A 16,932-nucleotide genomic window follows, 5' to 3' on the forward strand; every position below is an offset into this window, starting at 1 on the left:
TGTGGGCCGGCGCACCGTGCGCCGGCCCGCATTGTCATTCTCCTGACGGATGCGCACCGCGTCCGCGGACGGCGAGACTGCCGGGATGGGGTTCCTGGTGCTGATGACGCTGCCCGGGCTGGTGATCGGTCTGACGGTCCTCGCCCTGCTCGACCAGCTGATGCTGCGGGCAGGCCGGGCCGGTCTGCTGCCATGGCGCAACAGCGCCCGCCAGGGCCAGGTGTCGGCGACCGGCTTCGAGCAGTTGCACGCGGCCTTCTCGCCCGGCAAGCAGAGCGAGCTCCAGGAGCGCCGGAGCGCGCTGTTGATGCGCGACGACGAGGAGGACGGAGCCCCGCCCCACCGCTCCACCGTCGACCTCGACGGAGGCCTCGCCGTCATCCGCCTGCCCGGCCACGGCGGTCAGGGCCTCTAGGGCCTCTCGTTTGGATCAAGCCGGTGCGCACGGCGGGCGCGGTGCCGTCGGCGGCTCCTCGGTCATGGCGCCGCCACCAGTGGGCGCAGCCGGCTGTCACGCATCCTGACCACCGCCGGGGCACAACGACGGGCCGCGACCGTCAGCGGCCACGCGACGAGGGCGCCGGTCAGCAGCCCGACGAGCACATCGTGCGGGTAGTGCGCCCCGACCCACACCCGGGACGCCGCCATCAGCAGCGCGGCCGGCACCGCGACCGCCCCGAGCCGCCGGCCGGTCAGCCAGATCGCCGTTGCCGCGGCCGCCGCGACAGCCGCGTGGTTGCTCGGGAAGGACCAGTCACCCAGCGCCGGACACGCCTCGACCGTCACGACGTGCAGCGTCCGGCAGGGCCGTTGTTCGTGGAAGGCCGACTTCACCACATCGTTGACGACGTACGCGGCGACGACGACGAGCGGGGCGCAGAGCGCCATGGCGGTGCGGCCGGGGTCCGCGGAGCGGGAGCGCCACCAGGACACGAGCATGATCACGGCGAACAGTGCCAGCCCGTAGTCCGACCAGAGGCGAACGGCGGAATCCAGGGTGGCGGGGGCACGCTGGGCCAGCTCGGTGACCCAGCTGTAGAGCCCACCGTCGATCGAGCCGGCCGCGGAGGCGGGAGCCATCAGTTGTTGTCTCCTTCAGGAATGCGGCGGCGGCCGCGGGCGCGGAGCAGCTCGGCGGCCAGCGGGATGAGGGAGACCGCGACCACGACGGCGACGATCGGCAGCAGATAGCGGTCGACATTCGGCACCGAGGACCCCAGCGCGTAGCCGGCGAGCACCAGCCCGGCCGTCCAGACCGCGCCGCCGACGACCTGCCACAGGGTGAACACCCGGGCCGGGACGTCGAGGGCCCCGGCCAGCGGGTTGAGCACCGTTCGCACGACGGGGACGAAGCGGGCCAGCACGATCGCGCGGGCGTGGCCGTACCGGGCGAGCAGCTGTGCGGCGCGGTCCGCGCCCTCGTGCAGCCGTCTGCTGCGGCTGCGCGCGAGCATCGCCCGGCCGCCCCGGCGGCCGATCCAGTAGCCCGCCTGTGCGCCGAGCAGGGCTCCGCTCACCGCGGCGATCAGCACTTGCGGCAACGACAGCTCGACGGGGCCCTGGGTGCCGGGCACGCTGAGGAGGCCCGCCGTGAACAGCAGCGAATCGCCGGGCAGGAAGAAGCCGACGAGCAGCCCGGTCTCGGCGAAGAGCACGACGGCGATGCCGAGTGCGCCGAACGTGGCGAGCAGCGAACCGGCATCCAGCAGGTTCACCGCTTGTGACGTCGTTGCGGACGAGAGTACGGACACGGTGGTGGGTCTCCCATAATGGTGAACGGGCGCGCCGGTGGAACGCCCGGACTGACTACAGTGGTGTAGACGGTCTACATCACTGTAGACGCCCGAAGGGGGAGGACAGTTCCCATGACGCAGGTGAACGGGATATCCGGCGAAGAACCCGACCCCCGTCCGAGCGCCGGACCGGAAGCCGTCGGCGCGGGGCACGTCCCGGCGGAGCGGCGCCCCTCCGGCGGGCTGGAGTCCACGATCCTGGCTGCCCTCTGGGCCGCCGGGGCCCCGCTCACCGTCGGTCAGGTGCAGGGGGCGATCGGGGTGGAACTCGCCCGCACGACCGTCACCACCATCCTGTCGCGCCTCTACGAGAAGGGCACGGTCGACCGCACCAGGTCGGGGCGGGGATTCGCGTACACCCCCACCGAGGACGCGGCCGGGCTGACCGCCCGCAGGATGCACAGCGAACTGCGCAAGGACGAGGACCGCGGCACGGTGCTGGCGAGATTCGTGTCGCAGCTCACCTACGAGGACGAGCGGCTGCTCCGCGACCTGCTCGACGGCGACGCCCGATGATCTACGCCGTATGGATTCCGCTGCTGGTGCCGTTCGTCGTGGTTCCCGCGGCCGGCCGGCTGGCGGATGTCCTGTCGCCCGCACGGGCCGCCCGGCTGCTCGCGGCAACGGGCGCCGGTCTGGCCCTGTGCACCGTGCTCGCCCTGGCGCTGCTGGTCGTGCCCGGCGCGGGCCGGCTGCCCGCCGTCGCCGCCGCCGGGGAGTTCGTACACCCGCTCGCCGCCGCGGAACCGGCCGTCGCCGCCCCGCTCGCGGCCGTCGCGCTGACGCTGCTCGTGGGCTGCGCCGCGGCGGTGGCCGGCGCGGTGCGCGGTCACTGGCTCCGGCTCCACCGGTCGGTCCGTCAGGACCCGGGTGACGGGAGCGAACTGGTCGTGCTGCGCGACGGCCACCCCGACGCCTACGCACTGCCCGGACGGCCCGGCAGCCCCGGCCGGATCGTGGTCACGACCGGCATGCTGCACGCCCTGGACCCCGTCGAACGCGACGCGCTCCTCGCCCACGAGCGCGCCCACCTCGCCGGCCGCCACCACCTGTACCTCGCCGCCGCCGAGCTCTCCGCACGCTGCCACCCGGCACTGCGGGCGCTGCGCGCCCCCATGGGCTACGCGCTGGAGAGGTGCGCGGACGAGGCCGCCGCACACGCCGTCGGTGACCGCCGGGTCGCCGCCCGCGCGATCGGCCGCGCGGCGCTCGCCGCCCGCGCGGCCGGGGAAGTTTCCCGCCCCCGCCCCGCCGCTGCGCTCCCCGTGACGGCAGGGCCCGTACCGCGCCGGGTGGCCGCCCTGCTGGGCCGCAGCGCTGCGCGCCCGCGCATCGGCCGGGCAGCCGCCGTGACACTGCTGGCCTGCCTGGTCGTCTCGGGAGCGGCTTCGCTGGACGCGACGCACGACCTGCACAGCAGCATCGAGGTCGCTCAGGGCGAGAACCCGTAGCAAACCCGTTGGGGGCGCCCGACTCACCGACCGGGAGAAAAGGACCTGCGGGCCCCTCACCCCCCTGTTTAGAATCCACCCATGGGTTCGTACTACTTCTTCCGCTGATTCCGGCCAGGACGCCACCGCGCGACGCCGAGCGTCGCCCGTGACCCGCAGGGTCACCCCGCGTGCCCCGTCCTCTCCGCCCGTCCGGAATCCTCGCCCGCCGTCCCCTGCCAGGGGCCGCCGAGGCATGTCACCTGAGGGAAGCAACCCATGTCACCCAAGCACGACCGCGCCCAGCTGACCTTGAAGGACGTCTCCAAGAGGTACGGGGACCGCGCCGTCCTCGACCAGGTGTCGCTCACCGTCCGTCCCGGCGACCGGGTCGCGGTGATCGGCGAGAACGGCTCCGGGAAGTCCACTCTGCTGCGGCTGATGGCCGGCGCCGAGTCGCCGGACGACGGAGAGATCACCGTCCGCTTCCCCGGCGGCACCGGCTACCTCTCCCAGACCCTCGCCCTCCACCCCGGCCGCACGGTGCAGGACGCCGTGGACGCCGCACTCGCCGAACTCCGCGCACTGGAGCGGCGGATCCGTACCGCCGAAGCCGAACTGGCCCTGCCCGGCGGCCCCGAGGACACCCGGCTCGCCCACTACGGAGACCTGCTGACGGCGTACGAGGCGCGGGGCGGGTACCTGGCCGATGCCCGGGTGGACGCCGCGCTGCACGGCCTCGGAATCGGGCACCTCACCCGGGGGCGCCCGCTCGGCACGCTCTCCGGCGGCGAACAGTCACGGCTCGCGCTCGCCTGCGTGCTGGCGGCCCGCCCCGAACTGCTGCTGCTCGACGAGCCGACCAACCACCTCGATCCCGGGGCCACCACCTGGCTGGAGGACCAGTTGCGCGCCCACCACGGCACCGTCGTCGTGGTCACCCATGACAGGGCGTTCCTGGAACGGACCACGACCGTCATCGTCGAGGTCGACCGCGACCTGCGCAGCGTCGCCAGGTACGGCGACGGCTGGGACGGCTACCGCACGTCGAAGGCGGCCGCCCGCCGCCGCTGGGCGCAGGACCATCAGGAGTGGCTGGACGAACTGGCCCGTACCGAAGAGCTCGTGGACTCCGCGGGCAGGCGGCTCGCCACCACCGGGAAGGACCCGGGGGAGGGCTACGGCAAGCACCGCCGTTCGCACGAGGCCAAACTGTCCGGGCAGGTCAGAGCGGCCAGGACCCGGCTGGAGGGGCTGCGCAGGGCGCCGGTGCCGGCCCCGCCGCGACCGCTGCGGTTCTCCGCCGGCCTGGTCCTCGCCGCCGACGGCGACAGGTCCCCGGGACCACTCGTGGAACTGGACTCCGTGGCGGTCGGCGACCGGCTGCGGATGCCGGGGCTGCGGGTGACGGCCGGACAGCGTCTGCTGGTCACCGGAGCCAACGGTGCCGGGAAGTCGACCCTCCTGAGGGTCCTGGCAGGGGACCTCGTGCCCGATTCCGGCACCGTGCACCGTCGGGCCCGGATCGGGTACCTCCCTCAGGAGCTCCCCGCCCGGCCCACCCGCCGCACGCTCCTGACGGCCTTCGCGGCGGGCCGGCCCGGCCACGCCGACGAATACACCGACATGCTTCTCGCCCTCGGCCTCTTCCGCCCCGAGGACCTGAGCGTCCCGGTCGCCGATCTCTCCATCGGCCAGCAGCGGAGGCTGGCGCTGGCCCGGCTGGTGACCCGGCCTGCCGATCTGCTGGTGCTCGACGAGCCGACGAACCACATCGCACTCGGCCTGGTGGAGGAGCTGGAGGCGGCCCTGGCTGCCTATCCAGGGGCCGTCGTGGTCGTCTCGCACGACCGCAGCTTCCGCAGCCGCTTCACCGGCGACCGGCTCGAACTCCACCAGGGAGGCCCGGTCACCGGCCCCTGACCTGCGTGCCGACCGTCCAGGCCGTCGCGCGCCGCCTCAGGAGGCGGCGTGCGTGGACGGGCCCTGCCCACCGTTGAGGTGTTCGCGCAGGCGGTCCACGAAGACCCGCTGGCCCTTCACGAGGCACTCGACGGCAACCTCCGGCGTGCACCAGGCGAACCGGTCGATCTCCGGGAACTCCTGCTGCACGCCTGACCCCCGCGGCCACTCCATCGTGAACGTCCCGGGAACGGCCGCCGCGGGATCGAGATCGCCCTCCATCGCCCACACCGTCACGATCTTGCCGCTGGGCTGCCGGGACTCGCCCAGTGCCACCCACGTACCGTCCGGTGCCGGGTGGCCGAACTCCTCCCCGAACTCCCGCCGGGCAGCGGCCGCCGGTTCCTCCTCGGGGCCGTACTCACCCTTCGGGACCGACCACGCCTCGCTCTCCCGGCCCGCCCAGAACGGCCCGCCCATGTGCCCGATGAGGACTTCGAGCCCGGAGCCGCCGGAGGTACGGAACAGGAGGAGCCCGGCGCTGCGCCGCACATTCGGTGACATGGCCTCAAGTGTGAGTGACCGGCGGGCGAGGCGCCACCGTCGACACGGCACCCCGCCTACGCCTTGCGGTAGTCGTACGCCTCCGACGCTGCCGCCGCCACGGCTTCCAGGTCGCCGCCGGCCGACGCGGTGACCACCGCGGCCACCGCACCCTCCACGAACGGGGCGTCCACCAGCCTTGCGCCTTCGGGGAGTTCGTCGCCCTCGGCCAGCATCGCCTTGACCGTGAGCACCGCGCTGCCCAGATCGACCAGTACCGCGACTCCCGCGCCCGCGTCCACCGACCTTGCCGCCTGCGCGATGAGCTCCGTACTCGTCCCGAGCCCGCCCGCGGGGGTGCCCCGGCCGCGGCCACCGGCGCCGTCGCACCTCCGGCGGCGAGTCCCTTGGCCAGCTCGGCCACCGCCTCGGCCACCGGCCCGCTGTGCGAGACCAGCACGATCCCCACCTGCTTGTCCGCGCTCACACGGCACCCCCTGCCGCACCGTCGGTCTCCGCGAGCGCGGCGATCAGCAGTGCCGCGGACGTGGCCCCAGGGTCCTGATGGCCGATGCTCCGCTCACCGAGATAACTCGCCCGGCCCTTGCGTGCCTGCAGGGGCACGGTCGCCAGCGCGCCCTCCCGCGCCGCGTCCCGTGCCGCCTCGAACGACGTCCCGAGGGCCTCGGCCGCCGGCAGCAGGGCATCCAGCATCGTCTTGTCCCCGGCCTGAGCGCCGCCCAGCTGGGCCACGGCCGCCACGCCGGACCCGAGCGCCTGCGCCAGCTCCGCGACCGTCACGGTGGCGGCGTCGCCCAGCGCCTTGCCCGTCCGCCGCAGCAGGGTCCCGTACAACGGACCGGACGCTCCGCCGACGGTCGAGATCAGCTGCCTCCCGGCAAGCATCAGCACGGCCCCCGGGGTCTGCGGCGGCTCCTCCTCCAGGGCGGCCGACACGGCGGTGAAGCCGCGCTGCAGATTGCTGCCGTGATCGGCGTCCCCGATGGCCGAGTCGAGTTCGGTCAGGTGCTCCGCCTCGCGGTCCACGGCGGCGGCGGTCGTGGTCATCCAGCGGCGGAAGAAGTCGGCGTCGAGCACATGCTCTCCTTGGTTCATCGAGCGTGACGGCGTGCGTCGGAACGGGGGGTACCGGCGGTCAACGGCCCCAGCGCAGCGCGGGCGTCTGCACCGGCGCGTCCCAGAGGCGCACCAGTTCCTCGTCCACCTGGCAGAGCGTCACCGAGCAGCCCGCCATGTCGAGCGAGGTCACATAGTTGCCCACGAGCGTGCGGGCCACGACCACGCCCCGCTCGGTCAACACCCGCTGCACCTCGGCGTTGAACCCGTAGAGCTCCAGCAGCGGTGTCGCGCCCATTCCGTTGACCAGCGCGATCACCGGCCCGTTCGGCCGCAGGTCCTCCAGCACCGCGTCCACGGCGAAGTCGGCGATCTCCCGGGACGTCATCATCGGACGCCGCTCGCGCCCCGGCTCGCCGTGGATGCCCACCCCGAGTTCGAGCTCGCCCTCGGGGAGGTCGAAGGTGGGGGAGCCCTTCGCGGGGGTGGTGACGGAGGTCAGGGCCACTCCGAAACTGCGCGACGCGTCGTTGACCTGCCGTGCGATCGCCGCCACCCGGTCCAGTGGGGCGCCCTCCTCGGCTGCCGCTCCGGCGATCTTCTCGACGAACAGGGTCGCCCCCGTGCCCCGCCGCCCGGCGGTGAAGAGGCTGTCGGTGACCGCCACGTCGTCGTTGACGAGCACCTGGGCGACCTGCACGCCCTCCTCGTCGGCGAGCTCGGCGGCCATCTCGAAGTTGAGCACGTCACCGGTGTAGTTCTTGACGACGAAGAGCACGCCCGCACCGCTGTCGACGGCGGCGGCGGCCCGCACCATCTGATCCGGCACCGGCGAGGTGAACACCTCCCCGGCACATGCGGCGGACAGCATCCCGGGACCGACGAACCCGGCATGCAACGGCTCGTGCCCGGAACCGCCGCCGGAGACCAGGGCGACCTTTCCCGCCACGGGTGCGTCCCGCCGTACGACGACACGGTGCTCGACGTCCACGGTCAGTTCGGGATGGGCGGCGGCCATGCCGCGCAGAGCGTCCGCGACCACGGTTTCGGGGACGTTGATCAGCATCCTCAACGGTAACCTCCCAGTAGAGCTGTCAGGTGGCACCCTGATCAGTTTTCATGCAGCTCAGGGGCTGTTTCGTGAGCCGTTGATCCCGCCGGAGGACGGCGTCGTGCGGTGTGGCTCCGGAGGGATCGGTGCCGACTCGGTGCCGAGTCTACTGACGGCCCGTCATCGGTGCGTGAGGTGCGCGCCGACGGCTCGGCGCCCCGGAGACGGTGACCATGGGCGGGCGAGGCCGAGCGTGTCGCCGTCACGGTCGCCCACGAGTTCCGGCTGCCGGCGGTGCGGGCGGGCAGCTTCCCCCGCCCGCGGGGACCACGACCGGCGCGTCCTGCGGTCCGCCCGGCCACAGCCAGAGAGTGCCGGGCGGCGATGTGCCGTCCAGACAGGAGATGAGCGGCTCCCTGCGTCGGCGGGAGGGGTGTGCGGCGACTCGGGCCAACGCCTCGGCTCTCGGCACCCAGGCGGCTTCCAGGACCAGTTCGTCGGGATCAAGGGGGCCAAGTGTCCCGGTCGCCCCCTGCGCGTGGAAGGCGAGGACGGTCCAGGTGCCGTCCCAGCGGGGGTCGCCGGTGACGACGTGCTGGGAGACGTAGGCCAGGCTCGTCGGTCCGGCCAGGCTCAGTCCGGTCTCCTCGTGGACCTCCCGCCCGAGGGCCTGGTGCGCGAGCTCCCCCGGTTCCGCGACACCACCGGGGAAGACCCACTGTTCCTGCTCTCCCGGCAGACGTTCACGAACCATCAGCAGGTGGCCGTCGCGTTCGACTATGGCTGACACGATGGTTCCTGATGTTCTCGACACCGAGGCACCTCTCTCCCGACCCGCGCCGACGACAGACCCGCGGCCGGCTGCGCCATCCGGGGCGCCGGCCTGCCCGCCGGGTCGGGTGATCCTCACGGCCGGAGTCCTGGCTCCGGGTCAGGTGCGGTCGATGTGCACGCTGGTCGACTTCACGCGGGCGGTGGCCTGCATCCCGACTTCGAGGCCGAGTTCCTCGACCGCCTCCCGGGTCAGCAGCGAGACGAGCCGGTGCGGACCGGCCTGGATCTCGACCTGTGCCGCCACGTCCCCGAGCTTGACGGCGGTGACGATGCCGGGGAAGGCGTTACGGGCGGAGGTGTACGAGGCGTCCTCGTCGCCGGAGCCGCTCTGGGCGAGCTCGACGGAGAACGCGGCCAGGTCGCGGCCGTCGATGAGGCGACGCCCGCCCTCCTCGCGGTGGGTGACGACGCGTCCCGCATCCGCCCAGCGGCGAGCGGTGTCCGGGCTGACGCCCAGTAGGCGGGCGGCCTGCCCGATGGTGTAGGACTGCATATGCCGCACTCTACGGGGAATTAACTTGCATATGCAAGCTTTTGCTGTGGTTCTGCGGTGGGTGGCGGCACTCGGCCACCGCGCCCGCAGCCGGCCGGGCACCGCTGCCGGGCCGCGACGGGCCGAGGACGGTGACCGCGCCAATGTAACGCGCGGCGCACGGCCGGGTGGCCCTGCCGGGATGAGGAATCGGGGCGCGCGACCTAGGGTGCGAGCCATGGCAGAGAGCGCGGCGTACCGGGGTGCCGGGGGCGGGGTGCGGAGTCCGACTCCGGGCCTGACACGCCGGACCCCAGGCGGTGGAAGGCGCTCGCGGTGTGCCTGGTCGCGGGCTTCATGACCCTGTTGGACGTGTCGATCGTCAACGTCGCGCTGCCGTCCATCCGGGAAGGGCTGCACACACCGGAGTCCGACCTGCAGTGGGTGCTCTCCGGCTACGCCCTCGCCTTCGGACTGTTCCTGATCCCCGCCGGGCGGCTCGGCGACGCCCGCGGGCGCCGTGAGGTGTTCATGGCCGGGCTGGTGCTCTTCACGCTGTCGTCCGCGGCCTGCGGAGCCGCCCAGTCCAGTCTCTGGCTGGTCGTCGCCCGACTGGTCCAGGGCCTGGCCGGCGGGCTCGTCTCGCCGCAGATCTCCGCCCTCATCCAGCAGATGTTCTCGGGGCGTGAACGGGGCCGGGCCTTCGGCATGTTCGGCACGGTCGTCGGCATCTCCACCGCGGTCGGCCCGCTGCTGGGCGGACTGCTGATCCAGGCGGCCGGCACCGAAGAGGGCTGGCGCTGGGTCTTCTACGTCAACCTGCCGCTCGGACTCGTCTGCCTTCTGCTGGCCCGCCGGCTCCTTCCGGACACCCCGTCCGCGGGCCCGGTGCGGCTGCGGGACCTCGACCCCCTCGGTGTCCTGCTGCTGGGAGCAGGGGTGCTGGCGCTGCTGCTGCCCTTCGTCCAGGCACACCAGTGGGAGGGCAACGGGAAGTGGCTGCTGCTGCTGGTGGCCGTGGGGCTGCTCGCGGCCTTCGTCGCCTGGGAGTCCCGGTGCGGCCGCCGCGGCACCCAGCCCGTCGTCGACCTTTCGCTCTTCCGCGTCCGCTCCTACTGGCTGGGCTGTCTGCTGATCCTGCTGTACTTCGCCGGCTTCACCTCGATCTTCTTCATCACCACGCTGTACCTGCAGAGCGGGCTGCACTACACCGCGCTGATGGCAGGTCTGGCGATCACACCGTTCGCCCTGGGGTCCGCCGTCGCGGCGGGTCCCGGCGGCAGGATGGTCGGCCGGTACGGTCGCCCCCTCGTCGTCGTCGGCATGGCGACCGTGGCCGTGGGCCTTGCGGCCACCGCACTCGCCGTCCACCTGGTGCCCGGCAGGGGCGCCGGATGGGCGATGGCGGCCCCGCTGCTGGTGGCGGGCCTGGGCAGCGGCCTGGTCATCGCACCGAACCAGACCCTGACCCTGTCCCAGGTGCCGGTGGCCACCGCCGGAAGCGCGGGCGGCACCCTCCAGACCGGTCAGCGGGTCGGCTCCGCGATCGGGATCGCCGCGGTCGGCTCGGTCTTCTTCGCCCAGGTGGGCTCCACCGGCTGGTCCACCGCGTACGACCACGGGCTCGTCGTCTCCGTCGCCTTCGTGCTGGCCGGACTGATCGTGGCGCTGGCCGACGTGGGCGGGGCCCGGCGGGGCAGAAGCCGTACACAGCAGCCCACCCGCCCGTAGCGGAGACAGGGAGAAAGCGATGAACGACCAGGACCGCAGCGAACCCGGCGGCAACACGGAGTACGGCCACAAACCCTTCAAGCGGTCCAGGAGCCATTTCGCCGACCGCATCACCGCCGACGGCCGGGACGGCTGGCCCGTCGAAGCGGGCCGCTACCGCCTGGTCGTCAGCCGCGCCTGCCCCTGGGCGAGCCGCGCGCTGGTCTCCCGCCGGCTGCTCGGCCTGGAGGGCGCGCTCTCGCTCGCCGTCACCGATCCGCTGCAGGACGACCGCAGCTGGCGCTTCACGCTGGACGAGGGCGGCCGGGACCCCGTGCTCGGCATCGAGTACCTCGCCGAGGCGTACGACGCACGCGAACAGGGCTACCCCGGCGGAGTCAGCGTTCCCGCCGTCGTCGACGTACCCACCGGCAAGCTCGTCACCAACGACTACCAGCAGATCACCCTGGACCTCGCCACCCAATGGACCGCGCTGCACCGGCCCGGGGCGCCCGACCTCTACCCCGAGCCGCTGCGCGAGGAGATCGACGAGGTCATGGAGGGCATCTACCGTGACGTGAACAACGGCGTGTACCGGGCCGGCTTCGCGAACGGACAGGACGAGTACGCGGCCGCGTACGAGGACCTGTTCCGCCGCCTGGACCTGGTGTCGGCACGCCTCGCCGACCGGCGCTACCTCGTCGGCGACACGATCACCGAGGCCGACATCCGGCTCTTCACCACGCTCGTGCGCTTCGACGCCGTCTACCACGGGCACTTCAAGTGCAACCGCTCGAAACTCACCGAGGACCCGGTCCTGTGGGGCTACACCCGGGATCTCTACCAGACCCCCGGCTTCGGTGACACGGTCGACTTCCACCACATCAAGCAGCACTACTACCGGGTCCACACGGGCATCAACCCCACCGGCATCGTGCCCGTCGGCCCCGATCTGTCGGGCTGGCTGACCCCGCACCACCGGGAGCAGCTGGGCGGCCGGCCGTTCGGCGACGGCACCCCGCCCGGACCGGTGCCATCCGGTGAGCAGGTCCCGGAGCAGGGGCGTCCCTGAGCCGCGCTACTCCGTCTCGTCCAGGCGGTCGGCGTAGTACTCGATCGCCGGACGGTACGCCCGGAGCCGGTCGTCGCCGCTGGTGGCTGCCGTCACCTTGAGCAGTGTCCGTACCGCCTCGCGGGACTCGCCGAGGTTGTACAGCGTCATGGCGAGAAAGGTCAGCAGCGAGGCGTCGTCCGCGAACTCGTCCAGGCCGCGGCGCAGCACCGCGTGCGCCGCCCCGTAGCGGCCCAGCACCCGCAACGTACTGCCGAGGCCGAGGAAGGCGCCGTGACGGTCCTCGGCCGAAAGCCCCGGACCGTCCAGCGCGCTCTCGTAGTACGGCACGGCCTGAGCCTCCAGGCCGAGGGAATCGTGCGACCAGGCGGTCTGATAGGCGATCGCGGCGTCGTGCGGATACCGCGCGGCCAGGCTCACCAGCTGCTCGTGCGCCCGCGCGTTCTTCTGCTCGCGCAGCCGCACCGCCCGCGCCAGTGCTTCGGTGTGTTCGCCGTCTGCGCTCATGCCGTCGCACGCTGCCAGGACCGCGGCGGGAGGGCAAATCCTGGTGCGGCGCCGCGGTCCGGCGGGGCTCGCTCGCGGGCGGCGATGCGGTAGGACCGGTTCCGGCCCGTGCGGGGCAGGGCCCTGTCGAGTCAGCGGCGATCACGAGATATCTTGATGTCAAGCAATGTTGCAGACGTGGAGCGGAGCACAGGGTGACTGACTCGACCATCATCTATACACACACCGACGAGGCCCCGGCCCTGGCGACGTATTCGTTCCTGCCGGTGATCGAGGCCTACGCCTCGAAGGCCGGGGTCACCGTGGAGAGCCGTGACATCTCCCTGGCGGGCCGGATCATCGCCAGCTTCCCCGACCGCCTCCAGGAGAACCAGCGCATCGACGATGCACTCGCCGAGCTCGGCGCGCTGGCCACGACTCCCGGTGCGAACATCATCAAGCTTCCGAACGTCTCGGCCTCGATCCCGCAGCTGAAGGCCGCGATCGCCGAGCTCCAGGGCCAGGGCTACGCGCTGCCGGACTACCCGGACGACCCGAAGTCCGACGAGGACAAGGACGCCCGCGCGCGTTACGACAAGATCAAGGGCAGCGCGGTCAACCCCGTCCTGCGCGAGGGTAACTCCGACCGGCGGGCCCCCGCGTCGGTCAAGAACTACGCCAAGGCGCACCCGCACCGCATGGGCGCCTGGACCGCCGACTCGAAGACGAACGTCGCGACCATGGGCGTCGACGACTTCCGCTCCACCGAGAAGTCCGTCGTGATCGCCGAGGACGGCACGCTGCGCATCGAGCTCGTCGGTGACGACGGCACGGTCACCGTCCTGCGTGACTCCGTGCCCGTGCTCGCCGGCGAGGTCGTGGACGCCGCCGTCATGCGCGTCGCCGCGCTGCGCGAGTTCTTCACCGCGCAGGTCGCCCGCGCCAAGGCCGAGGGCATCCTGTTCTCGGTGCACCTCAAGGCCACCATGATGAAGGTCTCCGACCCGATCATCTTCGGCCACGTGGTCCGCGCCTTCTTCCCGAACACCTTCGCCAAGTACGGCGAGGCGCTCATCGCAGCCGGCCTGACCCCGAACGACGGTCTCGGCGGCATCCTCAAGGGCCTGGACTCGGTGCCGCACATCGGTGCGGAGATCAAGGCCTCCTTCGAGGCCGAGCTCGCCGAGGGTCCCGCCCTGGCGATGGTCGACTCCGACAAGGGCATCACCAACCTGCACGTCCCCAGCGACGTCATCGTCGACGCCTCCATGCCGGCCATGATCCGCACCTCCGGCCACATGTGGGGCCCGGACGGCAACGAGGCCGACACCCTCGCCGTGCTGCCCGACAGCAGCTACGCGGGCGTCTACCAGGTCGTCATCGACGACTGCCGTGCCAACGGCGCCTACGACCCCGCCACGATGGGTTCGGTGTCCAACGTCGGCCTCATGGCGCAGAAGGCCGAGGAGTACGGCAGCCACGACAAGACCTTCGAGGTCCCCACCACGGGCACCGTGCGGGTCGTGGACGGCAGCGGCAACGCCGTCCTGGAGCAGGCCGTCGGCGCCGGTGACATCTTCCGTGTGTGCCAGGCCAAGGACCTGCCGATCCAGGACTGGGTCAAGCTCGCCGTCACCCGCGCCCGCGCGACCGGCACCCCGGCCGTGTTCTGGCTCGACGAGGACCGGGCGCACGACGCCAACCTCATCGAGAAGGTCAGGACCTACCTGGCCGGCCACGACACCGACGGTCTGCAGATCGAGATCATGTCGCCGGTGAAGGCCACCGCCTTCTCCCTGGAGCGCATCCGCCGCGGCGAGGACACCATCTCGGTCACCGGCAACGTGCTGCGTGACTACCTGACCGACCTGTTCCCCATCCTCGAGCTCGGCACCAGCGCGAAGATGCTCTCCGTCGTCCCGCTGATGAACGGCGGCGGTCTCTTCGAGACGGGCGCCGGCGGCTCCGCGCCGAAGCACGTCCAGCAGCTCGTCAAGGAGGACTACCTGCGCTGGGACAGCCTGGGTGAGTTCCTCGCCCTCGCGGTCAGCTTCGAGCACCTCGCGCAGACCACGGACAACGCCGGCGCCCAGGTCCTCGCCGACACGCTGGACCGCGCGACCGCCACGTTCCTGAACGAGGACAAGTCGCCCAGCCGCAAGCTCGGCGGCATCGACAACCGCGGCAGCCACTTCTACCTGGCCCTGTACTGGGCCCAGGAGCTGGCGCAGCAGACCGCAGACGCCAAGCTCGCCGAGGTGTTCGCGCCGCTCGCCAAGACGCTGGCCGAGCAGGAGCAGACCATCGTCGCCGAGCTGGTCGCGGTGCAGGGCAAGCCGGTGGACATCGGCGGCTACTACCAGCCCGACCCGGTCAAGGCCGCGGCCGTCATGCGCCCGTCGGCGACGTTCAACCAGGCGATCGCGAGCCTCGTCTGAGGTGAGCGGCGCGGACGGGGGAGGGGCCGCGCCTCTCCCTCGTCCGCGCCGCCCAGCACAGCTCCGCCCCGGCCGGCACACCGTCGAGCCGGGGCGGAGCTGTGTCCGGGCCCCGGACCGGCGCTGCTGAGCGCGCCCGTCCCGTGCCGGACCCCTTCGAAGGGCGGACCTGCCCGAGTGCGCGGAACAACCCGTCCGGGGACGCCCTGACGAGTGAATGTCGCGCCACGGCGGGCGCAGGGCCACCCCCGGTGGCCACCTGGCTGGTTTGCTGCAACCGGAAACTCGCGCGACGCGCGGGGAGGGCCGTTCGGCCCACCCCGGTGGAAGCGGCGCCACGCCGGGTGCGCAGTCCACCCGGGATGACAATCGAAGGAGCGTCCCAGTGACGACGACGGGCACAGCAGGGACAGCGGAGGAAGACGAGTCGTACGCCAACGAGCTTCCGGTACACAGCAAGGAGCCGGGCAATGTGGTCATCACGTGGCTGACCACCACGGACCACAAGACGATCGGCTCCCTTTACCTGGTCACCTCGTTCGCGTTCTTCCTCATCGGCGGTCTGCTCGCGCTCTTCATGCGCGCCGAGCTGGCCCGCCCCGGCATCCAGATCATCTCGAACGAGCAGTTCAACCAGGCGTTCACCATGCACGGCACGATCATGCTGCTGATGTTCGCGACGCCGCTGTTCGCCGGATTCACCAACTGGATCATGCCGCTGCAGATCGGCGCGCCCGACGTGGCGTTCCCCCGGCTGAACATGTTCGCGTACTGGCTGTATCTCTTCGGCTCGCTCATCGCGGTGGCCGGCTTCCTCACCCCGAACGGAGCGGCCGACTTCGGCTGGTTCGCCTACTCCCCGCTGACCGACGCGGTCCGCTCGCCGGGCGTCGGCGCCGACATGTGGATCATGGGTCTGGCCTTCTCCGGCTTCGGTACGATCCTCGGCTCGGTCAACTTCATCACCACGATCATCTGCATGCGCGCACCCGGCATGACGATGTTCCGCATGCCGATCTTCGTCTGGAACGTCCTGCTGACCGGTGTCCTGGTCCTGCTGGCCTTCCCGGTCCTGGCCGCCGCGCTGCTGGCGCTGGAGGCCGACCGCAAGTTCGGTGCGCACATCTTCGACGCGGCCAACGGCGGCGCCCTGCTCTGGCAGCACCTGTTCTGGTTCTTCGGCCATCCGGAGGTGTACATCATCGCGCTCCCGTTCTTCGGGATCGTCACGGAGATCATTCCGGTCTTCAGCCGGAAACCGATCTTCGGTTACATCGGCCTGGTCGGCGCGACGATCGCCATCGCCGGTCTGTCCGTGACCGTGTGGGCGCACCACATGTACGTCACCGGCGGTGTGCTGCTGCCGTTCTTCTCCTTCATGACGTTCCTCATCGCGGTGCCCACCGGGGTGAAGTTCTTCAACTGGATCGGCACGATGTGGAAGGGCTCGCTGTCCTTCGAGACACCGATGCTCTGGTCCATCGGCTTCCTCGTCACCTTCCTCTTCGGTGGTCTGACCGGGGTGATCCTCGCGTCGCCCCGATGGACTTCGAGGTCTCGGACTCGTACTTCGTCGTGGCGCACTTCCACTACGTGGTCTTCGGCACCGTGGTCTTCGCGATGTTCGCCGGATTCCACTTCTGGTGGCCGAAGTTCACCGGCAAGATGCTGGACGAACGGCTCGGCAAGATGTCCTTCTGGACGCTGTTCGTCGGCTTCCACGGCACGTTCCTGGTGCAGCACTGGCTGGGCGCCGAGGGCATGCCGCGCCGCTACGCCGACTACCTCGCGAGCGACGGCTTCACCACCCTCAACACGATCTCGACGATCTCCTCGTTCGTGCTCGGCCTGTCGATGCTGCCCTTCCTGTACAACGTCTGGAAGACGGCCAAGTACGGGAAGAAGATCGAGGTCGACGACCCGTGGGGCTACGGCCGTTCGCTGGAGTGGGCGACCTCCTGCCCGCCGCCGCGGCACAACTTCGTCACGCTGCCGCGGATCCGTTCCGAGTCCCCGGCGTTCGACCTGCACCACCCGTCCGTACGTGAGCTCGACGACGCCGCCAACCGGCTCGACCGTTCGGTGACGGTGGCTCCGGGGGACAAGCAGGCGTGAGCGCGGCGG

14 protein-coding genes and 3 pseudogenes are annotated in these 16,932 nt (G+C 71.6%); 8 read left to right on the top strand and 9 right to left on the bottom strand.

Going from position 1 to position 16,932, the window contains the following annotated elements:
• Positions 1-85: 85 nt before the first annotated feature.
• Positions 86-415, top strand: coding sequence for a DUF6191 domain-containing protein (locus LNW71_RS31625; protein WP_250972221.1), 330 nt, complete (start codon positions 86-88; stop codon positions 413-415).
• A gap of 62 nt (positions 416-477) precedes the next feature.
• Here LNW71_RS31625 and LNW71_RS31630 read toward each other — a convergent pair whose 3' ends face one another.
• Positions 478-1,080, bottom strand: coding sequence for a phosphatase PAP2 family protein (locus LNW71_RS31630; RefSeq protein ID WP_250971309.1), 603 nt, complete (start codon positions 1,078-1,080; stop codon positions 478-480).
• Positions 1,080-1,715 carry a DedA family protein gene (locus LNW71_RS31635; protein WP_250971310.1) on the bottom strand — a complete coding sequence of 212 codons (636 nt, stop codon included), beginning with the start codon at positions 1,713-1,715 and terminating at the stop codon, positions 1,080-1,082. The genes LNW71_RS31630 and LNW71_RS31635 overlap by 1 nt, the downstream gene beginning before the upstream one ends.
• A gap of 150 nt (positions 1,716-1,865) precedes the next feature.
• On the opposite strand from LNW71_RS31635, the gene LNW71_RS31640 reads away from it, so the two are divergent.
• The 3 genes from LNW71_RS31640 (at position 1,866) to abc-f (ending at position 5,146) form a co-directional block, all read left to right on the top strand.
• Positions 1,866-2,309 (top strand): BlaI/MecI/CopY family transcriptional regulator, encoded by a 444-nt coding sequence (locus LNW71_RS31640; RefSeq protein WP_250971311.1) that lies wholly within the window; start codon positions 1,866-1,868, stop codon positions 2,307-2,309.
• Positions 2,306-3,244 (top strand): M56 family metallopeptidase, encoded by a 939-nt coding sequence (locus LNW71_RS31645; protein WP_250971312.1) that lies wholly within the window; start codon positions 2,306-2,308, stop codon positions 3,242-3,244. Before LNW71_RS31640 ends, LNW71_RS31645 begins: the two co-directional genes overlap by 4 nt.
• Before the next feature lie 258 nt (positions 3,245-3,502).
• Positions 3,503-5,146 carry a ribosomal protection-like ABC-F family protein gene (gene abc-f, locus LNW71_RS31650; protein WP_250971313.1) on the top strand — a complete coding sequence of 548 codons (1,644 nt, stop codon included), beginning with the start codon at positions 3,503-3,505 and terminating at the stop codon, positions 5,144-5,146.
• Between the two features lie 36 nt (positions 5,147-5,182).
• Here abc-f and LNW71_RS31655 read toward each other — a convergent pair whose 3' ends face one another.
• From LNW71_RS31655 to LNW71_RS31680, 6 genes and pseudogenes are all read right to left on the bottom strand, one after another.
• Positions 5,183-5,689, bottom strand: a complete 507-nt coding sequence (locus LNW71_RS31655; protein ID WP_250971314.1) for an NUDIX domain-containing protein — start codon at positions 5,687-5,689, stop codon at positions 5,183-5,185.
• Between the two features lie 56 nt (positions 5,690-5,745).
• Positions 5,746-6,155, bottom strand: a pseudogene (locus LNW71_RS31660) (PTS-dependent dihydroxyacetone kinase phosphotransferase subunit DhaM).
• A complete protein-coding gene (gene dhaL / locus LNW71_RS31665) occupies positions 6,152-6,766 on the bottom strand; it encodes a dihydroxyacetone kinase subunit DhaL (protein ID WP_250971315.1) in 615 nt (204 codons plus the stop codon). The pseudogene LNW71_RS31660 and the gene dhaL overlap by 4 nt, the downstream one beginning before the upstream one ends.
• Positions 6,767-6,824: 58 nt before the next feature.
• Complete coding sequence (gene dhaK / locus LNW71_RS31670) at positions 6,825-7,811, bottom strand: dihydroxyacetone kinase subunit DhaK (protein WP_250971316.1); 987 nt, start codon at positions 7,809-7,811, stop codon at positions 6,825-6,827.
• Between the two features lie 247 nt (positions 7,812-8,058).
• Entirely contained in the window at positions 8,059-8,586 is a 528-nt protein-coding gene (locus LNW71_RS31675; RefSeq protein ID WP_250971317.1) for an NUDIX hydrolase, read from the bottom strand.
• Positions 8,587-8,727: 141 nt separating this feature from the next.
• Positions 8,728-9,123 carry a helix-turn-helix transcriptional regulator gene (locus LNW71_RS31680; protein ID WP_250971318.1) on the bottom strand — a complete coding sequence of 132 codons (396 nt, stop codon included), beginning with the start codon at positions 9,121-9,123 and terminating at the stop codon, positions 8,728-8,730.
• Between the two features lie 217 nt (positions 9,124-9,340).
• Between LNW71_RS31680 and LNW71_RS31685 the strand changes: the two are divergent.
• A pseudogene (locus LNW71_RS31685) lies at positions 9,341-10,833 on the top strand (MFS transporter).
• Positions 10,834-10,852: 19 nt separating this feature from the next.
• Entirely contained in the window at positions 10,853-11,884 is a 1,032-nt protein-coding gene (locus tag LNW71_RS31690; RefSeq protein ID WP_250971320.1) for a glutathione S-transferase family protein, read from the top strand.
• 6 nt (positions 11,885-11,890) lie between these two features.
• On the opposite strand, the gene LNW71_RS31695 is transcribed toward LNW71_RS31690, so the two are convergent.
• Complete coding sequence (locus LNW71_RS31695) at positions 11,891-12,391, bottom strand: tetratricopeptide repeat protein (protein ID WP_250971321.1); 501 nt, start codon at positions 12,389-12,391, stop codon at positions 11,891-11,893.
• 194 nt (positions 12,392-12,585) lie between these two features.
• Here LNW71_RS31695 and LNW71_RS31700 point away from each other — a divergent pair, with 194 nt between their 5' ends.
• A complete protein-coding gene (locus LNW71_RS31700; protein WP_250971322.1) occupies positions 12,586-14,808 on the top strand; it encodes an NADP-dependent isocitrate dehydrogenase in 2,223 nt (740 codons plus the stop codon).
• A gap of 385 nt (positions 14,809-15,193) precedes the next feature.
• Positions 15,194-16,923 (top strand): annotated as a pseudogene (gene ctaD, locus LNW71_RS31705) (cytochrome c oxidase subunit I).
• The last annotated feature ends 9 nt before the right edge of the window (positions 16,924-16,932 follow it).

Origin of the sequence: Streptomyces sp. RKAG290, from assembly GCF_023701695.1 — a bacterium.
GTDB lineage: Bacteria > Actinomycetota > Actinomycetes > Streptomycetales > Streptomycetaceae > Streptomyces.